The sequence below is a fragment of the Streptomyces sp. NPDC059452 genome (assembly GCF_042750035.1).
In the GTDB taxonomy this organism is placed as follows: domain Bacteria; phylum Actinomycetota; class Actinomycetes; order Streptomycetales; family Streptomycetaceae; genus Streptomyces.
In genome coordinates this window covers 26,850-39,211 of the sequence record NZ_JBHYVE010000037.1, presented here as the reverse complement: position 1 = coordinate 39,211, position 12,362 = coordinate 26,850, and the positions used below count along the sequence as shown (strand labels likewise).

The window sequence follows — 12,362 nt, the reverse complement described above, 5'->3', positions numbered from 1 at the left end:
GGGTCACGCGTACTCGGGTTCCGGTGCGGCCCGGCCGCCCAGGGCGTCGCGCCGCTCGGGCATCTCCAGGCTCACCATGCGCCGCCAGCCGCCGAGGCGCTCGTACGCGTACACCGCGTGGATTCCGGCGGCCAGCGCGGCGGCCTTGGGGCGCGGCCAGCCCAGCAGTCGGCCCATGTGGGCCATCACCGCGAGGCTGACGTCCCGGTAGACCCGGATCTCGGCGAGGGCGCACTCGCGCATGATCCGCTGGATGGTCCGGCCGTGCCCCTCGCGGGCGAGCCGCAGCAGCTCCTCGTGGCAGTACGCGAGGTGGTTGTCCTCGTCGTCGGAGATCATCCGTACCGCGCGGCCGATGTCGGGGTGGTCGGCGAAGTGCCGCCGCAGCAGCCGCATCTGTTCGGAGGCGCGCTGTTCGGTGATCCTGCTGTGGGCCAGATAGGTGATGATGTCGCGCTCGGTGAGCCGCTCCTCGCCGCGCAGCCGGGAGTGGGCGAGGCCGATGCCCTGCTGCTCCAGGAGCATCGTGTAGTCGGTCTCCGGCGGTACGTCGGCGGCCCGCAGCCCGCGCTTCTTCAGGAGGGCGTTGAAGATCCGGCCGTGCTTGTCCTCGTCGGCGCCGTGCCGGACGATCCTGGGAGCCAGGGAGCGGCGGCTCTCGGGGACCAGGGCGGCGATGCGGGCGTTCTCCCAGCCGCCCTGGGACTCCCCGCTGGCGGCGATGGAGCAGAAGAGCCGGTAGGACTCGTCGGCGTCCAGGATCTCCTGGAACAGGCTGCGGGCTGAGAGCATGACGGCCACCTCCGTACCGTGTCCGCGGGGCCCGGCCCCGCGGAGCAGTAGTGCGCAGAGCAGCAGTCAAATGCGCCGGGAAGCAGTCGGCAACCGGAGCAACGGGGGCGGCACCGGAGGGTCAACCGCGCGCCCCGGCGTAACCCCGGGGCGTCAGGCGCGTTGTTCCCGATGACGGCCGTGGCGGGGAAGACCCCCGAGCCCCCACCACGGCCGTAGTGCTGTCCAGGCGCGTTGCCGGGGCGGCTCAGGCGAGTCCGGAGCGCTCCAGGGCGTCCGTGCCCGCGCGCAGGGCGGTGAGCCGCTCCTCCAGGGTGAAACCGGCCGGGGCGAGGTTGAGCGTGGTGACCCCGGCGGCGGCGTACGCCTGCATCCGCTCGGCGATCCGCTCGATCGGGCCGAGCAGCGTGGTCTGGTCGATGAGCTGGTGCGGTACGGCGGCGGCGGCCCCGGCCTTGTCCCCGTCCAGGTACTTGTCCTGGATCTCGGCGGCCTCCTTCTCGTACCCCATGCGCTGGGCGAGCTGGTTGTAGAAGTTCTGCTTCCGGCTGCCCATCCCGCCGACGTACAGGGCGGTGTAGGGGCGGAACATGTCCGCGAGGCCCTTGACGTCGTCACCGATGGCGAGCGGCAGCGTCGGGGAGACGTCGAAGCCCTCCATGGTCTTCCCGGCCTTCTCCCGACCCGCGCGCAGATAGGTGAGCGCGGTCTCCTCCAGGTGGTCGGCGGAGGGGAAGATCAGCAGGGCGCCGTCGGCGATCTCGCCGGTCTGCTCCAGGTTCTTCGGGCCGATCGCGGCGATGTAGAGCGGGATGTGCTCGCGCTCCGGGTGGACCGTGAGCTTGATCGGCTTGCCCGGGCCGCCGGGCAGCGGGAGGGTCCAGTGCTGTCCCTCGTAGGAAAGCCGCTCGCGGGTCATCGCCTTGCGGACGATCTCGACGTACTCGCGCGTGCGGGCCAGTGGCTTGTCGAACTTGACGCCGTACCAGCCCTCGGAGACCTGCGGTCCCGAGACGCCGAGGCCGAGCCGGAAGCGGCCGCCGGAGAGCGAGTCGAGGGTGGCGGCGGTCATCGCGGTCATGGCGGGCTGACGGGCCGGGATCTGCATGATCGCGGAGCCGACGTCGATGGATTCGGTCTGCGCCGCCACCCAGGTGAGCACGGTGGGCGCGTCGGAGCCGTAGGCCTCGGCCGCCCAGCAGACGTCGTAGCCGAGCCGGTCGGCCTCCTGGGCGACGGCGAGGTTGTCGCCGTCCATGCCCGCGCCCCAGTAACCGAGATTGATGCCGAGCCGCATAGCCGCTCCCCTTACTGATCAGTAACGTCCCTTCCCGGGGACTCTAGCGCGGGTGGCGGCGATCCGGCAGGCCCGCGCGACCTCCCGTTGTCCACAGGCTTCCACTCGGTGGGGCCATGGCCAGTAATCTCAGCGCCCATGGAGCAGAGGCATCTCGGCCGCACCGGCCTACGCGTGTCCCGGATCGGGCTCGGCACCCTCACCTGGGGCCGGGACACCGACGAGCACGACGCCGCCGACCAGCTCAAGGCCTTCTGGGACGCGGGCGGCACCCTGGTGGACACCGCCGATGTGTACGGGGGCGGGGAGGCCGAGCACCTGCTCGGGCGGCTCGTGGGCAGCCTCGTGCCGCGCGAGGACCTGGTCATCGCCACAAAGGCCGGGAACGTCCCCGACCCCTACCGCCGCTTCAACGGCTCGCGCGGGCACCTGCTGGCCGCGCTGGACGCCTCCCTGGAGCGGCTGGGCACGGACTACGTGGACCTGTGGCAGGTGCACGCCTTCGATCCGGCGACCCCGCTGGAGGAGACGCTCCAGGCGGTGGACCTGGCCGTCTCCTCCGGCCGGGTCCGCTATGCGGGCGTGTCGAACTTCTGCGGCTGGCAACTGGCCAAGGCCGCCACCTGGCAGCTCGCCGCGCCCGGGGTGCGCACGAGGCTGGCCAGTACGCAGATGGAGTACTCGCTGCTCCAGCGGGGCATCGAGCGGGAGGTGCTGCCCGCCGCGCTGGACCTCGGGATCGGGCTGCTGCCCTCCTCGCCGCTGGGGCGCGGGGTGCTGACCGGCAAGTACCGCCAGGGCACCCCGTCCGGCTCCCGGGGCGCATCGGAGCGGCTGGCCCCGTTCGTCGAGCCGTATCTGGACGACGCGGCGGCCCGGATCACCGACGCGGTGGCGACGGCTGCGGACGGTCTCGCGACGAGCCCCCTGCATGTGGCGCTGGCCTGGGTGCGGGACCGTCCCGGAGTGGCCGCCCCGATCGTCGGTGCGCGCAACGCCGGGCAGCTCACGGAGGCTTTGTCAGTGGAGGCGCTTAGTCTTCCCTACGAGATCTGCCAGGCGCTCGACGATGTGTCGGCGCCCGTGCACCGCTATCCCGACCAGGACTGGAGCACGCTGTGACTGCGCTTCCCGGGGAGACCCCCGGCACCGCCGGCACGGACACACCGGAGGGCGCGGCCCCCCGGGCGACCACCGACGCCGAGGCCCCCACGCACACCGAAGCGCCCGACGCCACCGACGTTGCCGCCGAGCCGGGGGAGGCGGCCGAGCCTGCGGAGGCCGGGGCATCCGCCGAGGCCGCCGGTCCTGGGGAGGCCGTGGAGGCCGGGGAGGCCTCTGAGGCCGTAGCGGACGGGTCCGGCGCGGATACCCCGCCCGCCGGGGACACGCCCGTCGGCGGAGAGGGCGACGCGCCCGTCGCCGCCGCGCTCTCGGAGGCGCAGGCCGAGCTGGCCGCCCAGCGTGAGCTGCGCGAGCGGATCGCCAAGCGCAAGGCAGAGAAGGACGGCCCCGTCGCCGCCGGTACGAAGCTCAGCGGCACCGCCGCCGACCTGCTCGCCGCCGTACGGGCCGTGGAGAGCGGGGAGAAGGCGGGCACGGAGTTCTTCGGCTCCCCCGCCGCCCCGCCCGCGCCCCGCCGCCCCGCCCCGGCCCCCGCCGGACAGCCTCCCCGCCCCACGCCGACGGCCACCGTCCCCGCCCCCGCCGACCGGGCCGCGTCCCCCGAGGCCCTGGACGCGGTGCGGGCGGTCCTCACCGAGGGCGGGGCCCCCGAGGCCCTGGCCCGCCCGGCCACCGGGGCGCTGGGCGAGCAGGCCGCCGGGCTGCTGCGCGCCGACCCCTGGCAGTTGCTGGCGGTGCCGGGCGTCCGGCCCGAGCAGGCGGACGGCTTCGCCCGGGCCCTGCTGGGCGCCGCGTGCGGCCCGGACGACGGGCGCCGGACGGCGGCCCTGGTCGGCTGGCTGCTGGAGCGGGCCGCCCTCCAGGGCCACACGGCACTGGACGCCGATGCCGTACGGGCGGCGCTCGCCGAGCGTGCGGTGAGCGACCCGGAGGAGGCCGTGCGCAACGCGGTGGACGAGGGGGTCGCCCTGCAGTTCCCGGAGGACGCCGACCCTACCGACCCCGATGCCGCGTACGAGGACGAGGAGTACGAGGAGGAGGGCGGGGCCCCCGCCGAGGGTGACGCCGAGGCCGCCGAGCCGGTCCAGGTGCTGCTGGGCCTCGACCGGTACGCGTTGGCCGAGGAGAGCCTCGCCGAGGGGCTGGCCCGCCTCCTGAACGGCTGTGAGAAGGGGGCCGACTGGGCCGAGGCCGCTGCCGCCGCCCCGTCCTCCTCGGCCGCCGAGCTGATCCGTACGGCGGCCACCGCCGGGCTGGTCGCGCACAGCGGCGGTGAGGCGGCACGGGGCGAGCCCGCCGCCCTGATCGCGGCGGCGCGGGGCCTGGGCCTGCGGGCCCTGGGCGCCACCCACAGCGCGGACGGCCGCCGTCGGCTGGCCGACGCCATCGGCGCCCCGGACGCGGCCGTCACTCTGGCCGGGCTGCTCTCCGGCACCGAGGGCCCCGGCCGCGACGAGGACGGGGCGCTCGCGCTCGACCTGCTGGTGGTGCTGGACGCCCCGCAGCTGGACGTGGAGGGCGCGGCCGTCCTGGTCGAGGCGCTGGCGGACGGCGCCCGGCTGGTGTTGAGCGGTGACCCCGGGGTGCTGGGCTCGGCGGGGGCCGGGCGGGTCTTCGCCGATGTGCTGGCCGCACGGGCGTGCCCGCAGGTCGTCTCCCGTACACCCGACCCCGGGCCGATCGGCGAGCTGGTCTCCGGTGTCGGCATCGGTGAGCTGACCCAGGTCGAGGCCCCCGGCAAGGAGGTCGTGATCGTCCCGGTCCGCGATGCGGGCGAGGCGGTCCACCGCACGGTGCAGCTGGTCGCGGACTCGGTGCCCCGGGCCTTCTCCATCCCCGCCACCGACACCCAGGTCATCACCGTGGGCCACGGCGGGGCGGCCGGGACCCGGGTGCTCAACGAAGCCCTGAAGCAGCGGCTCAACCCGGGACCCGGCCGGTTCGGCGGGTTCGACCCGGGGGACCGCGTGATCCATGTCCCCGCGCCCGGCCGTGCGGTGCCCGGGGTGGTGCGTTCGGCCGACGCCGAGGGGCTGCACCTGGAGTGCGGCGGCGTCCCCGTCGTCGTACCGCAGGAGCGGGTGGAGTCGGCGGTGCGGCACGGCTGGGCGCTCAGTGCCCATCAGGCGGCCGGGATGCGCTGGCCCGCCGCGGTCGTCGTGCTGCCGGGCGACGCGGCGGCGGGGCTGAGCCGGCCGTGGGTCTACACCGCGTTCGGCCGGGGCGAGCGGCATCTGTCCGTGGTGCACGGAGTGGACCAGGCGCTGCCGCACGCGGTGGCGCGGGTCCCGGCCCAGGAGCGGACGACGAGGCTGCGCGCGCTCCTCGAAGCGCTCCCGACGCCCGACGCGGCTTCCTGAGCGACGTATGACAGCGGGCCCCGGCGCAGTGCGCCGGGGCCCGCTGTCATGATCACGCGTCAGGTCACGCGCGGCCCGCGGCCGGCTCGTCGAGCTCCTCGTCCAGCTCCTCCTCGTCGAAGACGGCGCTGACGTCGAAGCGGCACACCACCAGCTCGGGGTCGGCGTCCTCGAACGGGGCACCGAGCCACTCCCCCGGCTCGGGGAGCGCCTCCGCGGCCGAGACCCAGAGCGTGGAGTCCCCCTCCTCCAGGCCGAACTCCTTGTGCCGGGAGGCGATCTCGTCCGGTTCGTACTCCCCGAAGAGCACGCCGAGCGCGGCGTGGACGCTGGTGCCGACCACCGGGGTCGCGGAACCGTCACCGCCGGGTCCGGCGTCGATGTCGGCGAGGCGCTGGGCCTGGGCGAGCAGGCGCGGGGGCTCCGCGACCGCGTAGTCCCGCCGGATGAGCACGCTGAGCGCGCTCGGCTCGGCGGGTCCGGCGTAGGGCGGCAGGGAGTCGTCCGCGCCGGGGATCTCGAAGGGGGTGACCTCGTCGTAGCGGTCGTAGAGCAGTTCGTCGTAGACCTCGGCCGCAGCGGCCAGTGAGTTGAACGCTTCGTAGACGGCGGGGTCGTCGTCCCCGGTACGGCGTTCGACCGCGTCGAGGTGACGGTCGATCGCGGCTTTGACCGCCTCGGCGGCGGCACGTACCTCGGCAGCGGTGGGCTGCGCAGCATCAGACATAGTGCAGACGCTATCCGTACCGGGGCTCTGCCCGCACAATAGATGCGATGCCGGAATACGAATTTGTCGACGTGTATGTGCCGCGCGGGGTCTCCCGCAAGGAAGCGGCCCGACTGCTGACCGACCACGCCGAGTACGGGCACTGGGAGCTGGACCGGCTGACGCTGCGCCGCGACGGCAGCCGCAGGGTGCGGCTCCGCCGACGGATCATCCGTCAGCTACGCGCCACCTGGTGACAGGGAACGGGCCCCGCGGATCGCGGGGCCCATCCCTGTTCGCTCTGCCGTACGGCGGTGCGCGCCCGGAGTCAGGCGGCGCTGCGGGAGCGGCGGTAGAGCACCGATCCCATCCCGGCCAGCAGCAGTCCGGCGCTCGCCGGGATGAGCATCTCCATGCCGCCCGCCCCGGTCTGCGCGAGCTGCTCCTCCGGGTCGAGCTGGGGCTCGGGGATGTTCGGCTCGGGCGGCTGGTTGGCCGGGGGCTCGACCGGCGGGTCGACCGGCGTCTCCGGCGTGACCGGAGGCTTTTCCGGTGTGACCGGCGGCGGGGGCGGCGGGGGCGGCTCGGCGTCGTTGGAGCAGCTGTTGCCGAAGGTCGGGTTCAGCAGACCGATGACGGAGACGCTGTTGCCGCAGACGTTCACGGGAACGGAGACCGGAGCCTGGATCGTGTTGCCGGAGAGGATGCCGGGCGAGCCCTGCGCGACCCCCTCCGCACCCGCGCCGCCGGCCCGGTGGCGGCCCGTGCCGGGCTCCCCGTGCCGGTCCGTCGCGGTGGTGTTCCCGGCCTGGGCCCCGTTGCCTGCCTGGGACCCGTCGGCGGAGCTGCCGCCGATACGGTTCTGCGGTCCGGAGCCCTGGCTCGATGCCGCCGGCCCGTTCTCGCAGTCGTTCCCGAACGTCGGGTTGATGAGACCGCCGACGGTGACCGAGTTGCCGCAGACGTTGACCGGGATGTCGATCGGGACCGAGACCGAGTTGCCGGACAGCACGCCCGGCGAGCCCGTGGCCGTCGAGGCCGCACCGGCGTCGGCGTGGGCGTAGCCGCCACTGAGCGCGAGCACCCCGCCCGCGGCCGCCATGGTGATCAGGCCTTTACGAGTGACCTGTCGCATAGGTTCGTTTCCTGCCTTCTGCCTTCCGAAAAACCCCCGGACATGACCGTGCGGGAGCCGAATGCCGAACGGTCCCGGAGTGCATGGCACGCACTCCGGGACCGACCGAGCTCAAACCCTTACGGGTTGACGTTCAACGTCACGCGTTGACGCAGGTGTTGCCGAAGGCGGGGTTCAGCAGCCCGATCACGGAGACCGTGTTGCCGCACAGGTTGATCGGCACGTGGACCGGGACCTGGACGACGTTGCCGGAGAGCACGCCGGGGCTGCCGATGGCGGCACCCTGGGCGCCCGCGTCGGCGGAAGCCATGCCCGCACCCGCGAGAACGAGGCCACCGGTAGCAGCCGCAACTGCGACGACCTTCTTGATCATTATTCCTCCTAGTTGGAAATGCGGTCCCAGCCGCGGACCGCAAACCTTGTAACGAGGAGGGTGGGGCGGAGCTACGTGTGAACGGCGCGTTTCACTCTTTCGGTCATGTGCGCACAGGCAGGCGAATACGCACGCGATCGGTCAGCCGTTCGTACGGGGCCGGTCGGCAGTTCGTACGGGGCCGGTCGGCAGTTCGTGCGGGACCGGTCAGGAATGGTCGATGAACCGGTCGAGCACCCGGACGCCGAACTGCAGACCGTCGACCGGGACCCGTTCGTCGACGCCGTGGAACATCCCGGCGAAGTCCAGCTCCGGCGGCAGCTTCAGCGGGGCGAAGCCGAAGCCCCGGATGCCCAGGTCGTCGAAGGACTTGGCGTCGGTCCCGGCCGAGAGCATGTACGGGACGGCACGGGCGATCGGGTCCTCGGCGACCAGCGCGGTCTGCATGGCGTCCACCAGGGCGCCGTCGAACGTGGTCTCCAGCGCCTTGTCCGCGTGCACGTCCTCGCGCTTCACGTTGGGGCCCAGGATCCGGTCCAGGTCGGCGAGGAACTCCTCCTCGTACCCCGGCAGGTACCGGCCGTCCACATGGGCGGTGGCCTGGCCCGGGATCACGTTGACCTTGTAGCCGGCACCGAGCTGGGTGGGGTTGGCGGTGTTCTGGAGGGAGGCCCCGATCAGCTTGGCGATACCGCCCAGCTTGGCCAGCGTCTCGTCCATGTTCTCCGGGTCCAGCTCGGTGCCGAGCGCGTCGGAGAGCTCGTCCAGGAAGTGCCGCAGCGTCTTGGTGACGCGCACCGGGAACTTGTGCCGCCCCAGCCGCCCGACCGCCTCGGACAGCTCCGTGATCGCGTTGTCCTTGTGGATCATCGACCCGTGCCCGGCGGTGCCGTCCACGGTCAGCTTCATCCAGTGCATGCCCTTCTGGGCCGTCTCCACCAGGTAGAGGCGCAGCTTCTCGTTGACGGTGAACGAGAACCCGCCGACCTCGCTGATCGCCTCGTTGACGCCCTCGAAGAGCCCCGGGTGGTGGTCGACGAGGTAGCGGGCCCCGTACGTGCCGCCCGCCTCCTCGTCCGCGAGGAAGGCCAGCACGATGTCGCGCGGGGGCTTGCGGCCCGTGCGCATCCGCTCGCGTACGACCGCGAGGGTCATCGCGTCCATGTCCTTCATGTCGACCGCACCACGGCCCCAGACACAGCCGTCCGCGATCTCCCCGGAGAACGGGTCGTGCGTCCAGTCCGCCGCGTTGGCCGGGACCACGTCCGTGTGCCCGTGGATGAGCAGGGCGGGCCGGGAGGGGTCCTCGCCCTCGATGCGGGCGACGGTGGAAGCGCGGCCCTTGTGCGACTCGAAGATCTGCGGCTCCAGACCCACCTCGGCGAGCTTCTCGGCCACGTACTCGGCGGCGAGCCGCTCACCGGGGCCCGAGTGGTCGCCGTAGTTGCTGGTGTCGATCCGGATCAGGTCACGACAGAGGTCCACGACCTCCCTCTCGGCGTTGCCGACGGTCTTGCCCGTGCTGCTCTCGCTCACGCTGCTTCCTTCCGCTGTCGCTGTGGTGCTCCTTCCCATCCTCCCGCGCCCACCGCCCGCACCCAAGGCCGTGCACCCCCCGTCACGCACCGTTCACAGCCCTCGGGGCGTGATCGAGCACCCTCGAATGTTTGCTATGGTTTTCCACGTCGGAACGGGCGAGGGCCCGCGAGACAGACACCTTGTCCGGGTGGCGGAATGGCAGACGCGCTAGCTTGAGGTGCTAGTGCCCTTTATCGGGCGTGGGGGTTCAAGTCCCCCCTCGGACACCAGCAGGAGCCCCACTTCGGTGGGGCTCTTTTGCGTCACCTGCTGTGACGGAGAGGAGCGACCATGAGGGGCCGCAGGAAGCCGCCCGCCGGTCCTCTCCCCCAGCGGGACGGGATCGATGCCGTACGGGTGCGGCTGCCGGAGGATCCGGAAGGGCGCTGGGCGAGCGTCGGTGCGTATCTGGCCGGGCGGTTCGGTGGGGCGATCGGGGCCGTACGGGTCGCGGCGATGCTCGACGCGGGGCGGTTCGTGGGGGCCGACGGGACCGCCGTACGGGGCGGTGAGCCGTATACCGCCGGGCGGAGCCTCTGGTTCCACCGGGACTTCGCGGCCGAGGAGCCGGTGCCCTTCCCGGTCGGGGTCGTCTACCGGGACGCGCACCTCGTGATCGCGGACAAGCCGCACTTCCTCGCCACCACTCCCCGGGGGCGGCACATCACCGAGACCGCGGTGGCCCGGCTGCGGCGGGAGCTGGGGGTGCCCGCCCTCCAGCCCGCGCACCGGCTGGACCGGCTGACCGCGGGGCTCGTGCTCTTCGTGGTGCGGCCGGAGGAGCGGGGCGCGTACCAGACGCTGTTCCGGGACCGGCTGGTGCGCAAGGAGTACGAGGCGGTGGCTCCGTACGATCCGGAGCTGGCCCTCCCCCGGACCGTGCGGAGCCTGATCGTGAAGGAGCGCGGGGTGCTCGCCGCCCGGGAGGAGCCGGGTGAGCCGAACAGTGAGAGCCGCGTGGAGCTGGTGGAGCGGCGGGGCGGGTTGGGGCGCTACCGGCTGCTGCCCGCTACCGGGCGGACGCATCAACTGCGGGTCCATATGAACGCGCTGGGGGTGCCGATCGTCGGCGATCCGCTGTATCCGGTGGTGGAACCGGAGGGGGCGGAGTTCCCTGAGGACTTCTCCAGGCCGTTGCAGTTGCTTGCGCGGGTGCTGGAGTTCACCGATCCGGTCAGCGGGGAGCCGCGCCGCTTCGAGAGCGGGCTGCGGCTCTCCGCCTGGCCGGAGGGGTGACGTACGCGGTCCTCAGTGGCCGCGCTTGATCCAGTCGTCGAGCTGCGGGGCCTCGGCACCGATCGTGGTGGGGTCGCCGTGGCCCGTACGGACCGTGGTGTCGCCCGGGAGGGTGAGCAGCCGGTCCCGGATCGAGTCGATGATCGTGGGGAACGACGAGAAGGAGCGGCCGGTGGCGCCGGGGCCGCCCTGGAAGAGCGTGTCGCCGGTGAAGACCGTGGCCAGCTCGGGGGCGTAGAGGCAGATGCCGCCGGGGGCGTGGCCGGGGGTGTGCAGGACCGTGAGGGTGGTCCCGGCGACGGTGAGTTCCTGGCCGTCGGTGAGGGTGCCGTCGGGGGCGCGGTCCGGGTGGGTCTGCTGCCAGAGCGGCAGGTCGTCCGGGTGGAGCAGGATCGGGGCGCCGGTGGCCTCCGCGAGGGCGGGGGCGGCGTCGATGTGGTCGTTGTGCGCGTGGGTGCAGACGATGGCGCGCAGCGTACGGCCGCCGAGCGCGGCCTCGATGGCGGCGGCGTCGTGGGCGGCGTCGATGACGATCGCCTCGGTGTCGTCGCCGACGATCCAGACGTTGTTGTCGACGTCCCACTCGCCGCCGTCGAGGGCGAAGGTGCCGGAGGTGACCAGGTGGTCGATGCGGGCGGCCATCAGAAGACCACCACCGAGCGGAGGACGTCTCCGTCGTGCATCCGGGCGAAGGCCTGCTCGATGTCGCCCAGGCCGATCGTCTCGGTGACGAAGGCGGCGAGGTCGAGGCGGCCCTGCTGGTGGAGGTCGACGAGCATCGGGAAGTCGCGGGAGGGCAGGCAGTCGCCGTACCAGGACGACTTGAGCGAGCCGCCGCGGCCGAAGACGTCCAGGAGCGGGAGTTCGAGCTTCATGTCCGGGGTGGGGACACCGACCAGGACGACCGTTCCGGCAAGGTCGCGGGCGTAGAAGGCCTGTTCGTACGTCTCCGGGCGGCCGACGGCCTCGATGACGACATCGGCGCCGTTGCCGTCGGTGAGTTCCCGGATCGCCTCGACGGCGTCCGTGGAGCGGGAGTTGACGGTGTGGGTGGCGCCCATCTTCTTCGCCGTCTCCAGCTTGCGGTCGTCGATGTCGACCGCGATGATCTTCGCCGCCCCGGCCAGCCGGGACCCGGCGATCGCCGCGTCACCGACACCGCCGCAGCCGATCACGGCGACCGAGTCGCCGCGGCCGACCTGGCCGGTGTTGATGGCGGCGCCGATGCCCGCCATCACGCCGCAGCCGAGGAGTCCGGCGACCTCGGGGGCCACTTCGGGGTCGACCTTGGTGCACTGGCCGGAGGCGACCAGGGTCTTCTCCGCGAAGGCACCGATGCCGAGGGCGGGCGACAGCTCGGTACCGTCCAGCAGCGTCATCTTCTGCTTGGCGTTGTGGGTGTCGAAGCAGTACCAGGGGCGGCCGCGCAGACAGGCGCGACACTGTCCGCACACGGCACGCCAGTTGAGGATGACGAAGTCGCCGGGGGCCACGTCCGTGACGCCCTCGCCGACCGACTCCACGACACCCGCCGCCTCGTGGCCGAGGAGGAAGGGGAACTCGTCGTTGATTCCGCCCTGCTTGTAGTGCAGGTCGGTGTGGCAGACGCCGCACGCCTGGATCTTCACGACGGCCTCTCCGGGACCGGGGTCCGGGATCAGGATCGTCTCGACCCTGACCGGCTCGTTCTTCCCCGGTGCGATGACCCCTTGCACCTGCTGTGGCATACCGTGCTCTCCCTGCTCCCGCGCTTCGCGAAG

At 72.8% G+C, this 12,362-nt stretch carries 12 protein-coding genes and 1 tRNA gene; 5 read left to right on the top strand and 8 right to left on the bottom strand.

What is annotated here, in order from left to right:
• Positions 1-3: 3 nt before the first annotated feature.
• Together ACFW9Z_RS32505 and ACFW9Z_RS32500 are read right to left on the bottom strand one after the other, a co-directional pair.
• Positions 4-792, bottom strand: a complete 789-nt coding sequence (locus ACFW9Z_RS32505) for a ferritin-like domain-containing protein (protein WP_384646499.1) — start codon at positions 790-792, stop codon at positions 4-6.
• A 247-nt stretch (positions 793-1,039) separates the two neighbouring features.
• Positions 1,040-2,089 carry an LLM class F420-dependent oxidoreductase gene (locus ACFW9Z_RS32500; RefSeq protein ID WP_384646497.1) on the bottom strand — a complete coding sequence of 350 codons (1,050 nt, stop codon included), beginning with the start codon at positions 2,087-2,089 and terminating at the stop codon, positions 1,040-1,042.
• A gap of 138 nt (positions 2,090-2,227) precedes the next feature.
• Between ACFW9Z_RS32500 and ACFW9Z_RS32495 the strand changes: the two genes are divergently transcribed.
• Together ACFW9Z_RS32495 and ACFW9Z_RS32490 are read left to right on the top strand one after the other, a co-directional pair.
• Complete coding sequence (locus ACFW9Z_RS32495) at positions 2,228-3,211, top strand: aldo/keto reductase (RefSeq protein ID WP_384646494.1); 984 nt, start codon at positions 2,228-2,230, stop codon at positions 3,209-3,211.
• Positions 3,208-5,574, top strand: coding sequence for a helix-hairpin-helix domain-containing protein (locus ACFW9Z_RS32490; protein WP_384646491.1), 2,367 nt, complete (start codon positions 3,208-3,210; stop codon positions 5,572-5,574). The genes ACFW9Z_RS32495 and ACFW9Z_RS32490 overlap by 4 nt, the downstream gene beginning before the upstream one ends.
• Positions 5,575-5,638: 64 nt before the next feature.
• Here ACFW9Z_RS32490 and ACFW9Z_RS32485 read toward each other — a convergent pair whose 3' ends face one another.
• On the bottom strand, positions 5,639-6,301 hold the full coding sequence (locus ACFW9Z_RS32485) for a hypothetical protein (RefSeq protein WP_384646489.1): 663 nt from the start codon (positions 6,299-6,301) through the stop codon (positions 5,639-5,641).
• A 47-nt stretch (positions 6,302-6,348) separates the two neighbouring features.
• Between ACFW9Z_RS32485 and ACFW9Z_RS32480 the strand changes: the two genes are divergently transcribed.
• On the top strand, positions 6,349-6,537 hold the full coding sequence (locus ACFW9Z_RS32480; RefSeq protein WP_003970138.1) for a DUF5703 family protein: 189 nt from the start codon (positions 6,349-6,351) through the stop codon (positions 6,535-6,537).
• Positions 6,538-6,608: 71 nt separating this feature from the next.
• On the opposite strand, the gene ACFW9Z_RS32475 is transcribed toward ACFW9Z_RS32480, so the two are convergent.
• From ACFW9Z_RS32475 to ACFW9Z_RS32465, 3 genes are all read right to left on the bottom strand, one after another.
• Complete coding sequence (locus tag ACFW9Z_RS32475; protein ID WP_384646487.1) at positions 6,609-7,415, bottom strand: chaplin family protein; 807 nt, start codon at positions 7,413-7,415, stop codon at positions 6,609-6,611.
• A 139-nt stretch (positions 7,416-7,554) separates the two neighbouring features.
• Positions 7,555-7,788 (bottom strand): chaplin ChpH, encoded by a 234-nt coding sequence (gene chpH / locus ACFW9Z_RS32470; RefSeq protein WP_015607544.1) that lies wholly within the window; start codon positions 7,786-7,788, stop codon positions 7,555-7,557.
• A 207-nt stretch (positions 7,789-7,995) separates the two neighbouring features.
• The gene (locus ACFW9Z_RS32465; protein WP_384646484.1) at positions 7,996-9,324 is read right to left on the bottom strand and encodes a M20/M25/M40 family metallo-hydrolase; all 1,329 of its coding nucleotides are present in this window, start codon (positions 9,322-9,324) and stop codon (positions 7,996-7,998) included.
• Positions 9,325-9,508: 184 nt separating this feature from the next.
• Here ACFW9Z_RS32465 and ACFW9Z_RS32460 point away from each other — a divergent pair.
• Both ACFW9Z_RS32460 and ACFW9Z_RS32455 read left to right on the top strand, forming a co-directional pair.
• A tRNA-Leu gene (locus tag ACFW9Z_RS32460) sits at positions 9,509-9,596 on the top strand.
• Between the two features lie 61 nt (positions 9,597-9,657).
• The gene (locus ACFW9Z_RS32455) at positions 9,658-10,602 is read left to right on the top strand and encodes an RluA family pseudouridine synthase (protein ID WP_384646482.1); all 945 of its coding nucleotides are present in this window, start codon (positions 9,658-9,660) and stop codon (positions 10,600-10,602) included.
• A gap of 12 nt (positions 10,603-10,614) precedes the next feature.
• Here the strand turns inward: ACFW9Z_RS32455 and ACFW9Z_RS32450 are convergent, their stop codons facing one another.
• Together ACFW9Z_RS32450 and ACFW9Z_RS32445 are read right to left on the bottom strand one after the other, a co-directional pair.
• The gene (locus ACFW9Z_RS32450; protein WP_384646480.1) at positions 10,615-11,244 is read right to left on the bottom strand and encodes an MBL fold metallo-hydrolase; all 630 of its coding nucleotides are present in this window, start codon (positions 11,242-11,244) and stop codon (positions 10,615-10,617) included.
• Positions 11,244-12,329: an S-(hydroxymethyl)mycothiol dehydrogenase gene (locus tag ACFW9Z_RS32445; RefSeq protein WP_384646478.1), complete on the bottom strand. Its 1,086-nt coding sequence runs from the start codon at positions 12,327-12,329 to the stop codon at positions 11,244-11,246. The genes ACFW9Z_RS32450 and ACFW9Z_RS32445 overlap by 1 nt, the downstream gene beginning before the upstream one ends.
• Positions 12,330-12,362: the final 33 nt, after the last annotated feature.